The sequence below is a fragment of the Pseudomonas sp. AP19 genome (assembly GCF_001728855.1).
GTDB lineage: Bacteria > Pseudomonadota > Gammaproteobacteria > Pseudomonadales > Pseudomonadaceae > Aquipseudomonas > Aquipseudomonas fluorescens.
In genome coordinates this window covers 1-923 of sequence record NZ_LXJP01000143.1, presented here as the reverse complement: position 1 = coordinate 923, position 923 = coordinate 1, and the positions used below count along the sequence as shown (strand labels likewise).

Sequence of the window (923 nt, the reverse complement as noted above, 5' to 3'; positions counted from 1 at the left end):
GGGCGAATTAGGTTTTGTACGAAAAGTCGTTGTGGCTAAAATTGCCGCCATGACCGGTTGGAGGCCCGTATGGCAAGGCGTTACGAACTTTCTGATGCGTCATGGGAGCTGATCAAGGATTTGGTTTCTCCAGAACAGAAAATGGGCCGTCCTCGCAACGATGATCGTCAGGTTCTCCACGGAATTCTGTGGATCCTGTGCTCGGGCGCTCCCTGGCGCGACCTGCCTGAACGCTTTGGGCCTTGGTCAACGGTGTATCAGCGTTTTCGTGACTGGCGCGACGACGGCACATTCGAGCGAGTACTGGAGCGTCTGCATATTCGGCTGAACCGGGAAGGACTGATCGACTTGGACACCTGGATGATCGACTCCACCGCAGTACGAGCAACCCGAGCCTCTTCAGGCGCCGGGAAAAAGGGGGGCCTGAAGAACCGTTAGACCATGCCTTGGGGCGCAGTCGAAGCGGTCTGACCACCAAGATTCACATGGTGTGCGATGCCAATGGCGTGCCATTGCATTTCAGGCTTTCACCAGGACAAGCCAGTGATGTCTCCCACGCTCAGCCGCTGCTGGATGCTGTAAGAATTGCTGGCAAGCCAGGACGACCGCGTAAACGTAGCCGGTGGTTGCTGGCTGACAAGGGATACGATGCCGAGCACCTGCGCCAGTACTGCGACCGTTACCGAATGCAGCCGGTAATCCCATTGCGCGCTATGCCGCGCAAACCTCGACCTGGCTTGCCCCGACTGTTTGACCGGCCCAAATACCGGCAACGGAACATCATTGAGCGGATGTTTGGCTGGCTGAAAGAAAATCGCAGGATCGGCACTCGCTATGACAAGCTGGCCAAGAGCTTTGCAGCCATGGTCACCTTGGCCTGCAGCCTACGTTGCATGCGGCAATACTTTTCGTACAAAGCCTAG

General features: G+C 56.8%; 1 protein-coding gene. It reads left to right on the top strand.

Annotated features, from left to right (window positions below):
• Positions 1–69 precede the first annotated feature (69 nt).
• Positions 70–923 (top strand): IS5 family transposase gene (locus A7D21_RS35070; RefSeq protein ID WP_141718332.1). Its coding sequence is split into 2 segments (ribosomal slippage): positions 70–423 and positions 426–923, totalling 852 coding nucleotides; the frame shifts between segments, so codons are not numbered across the junction.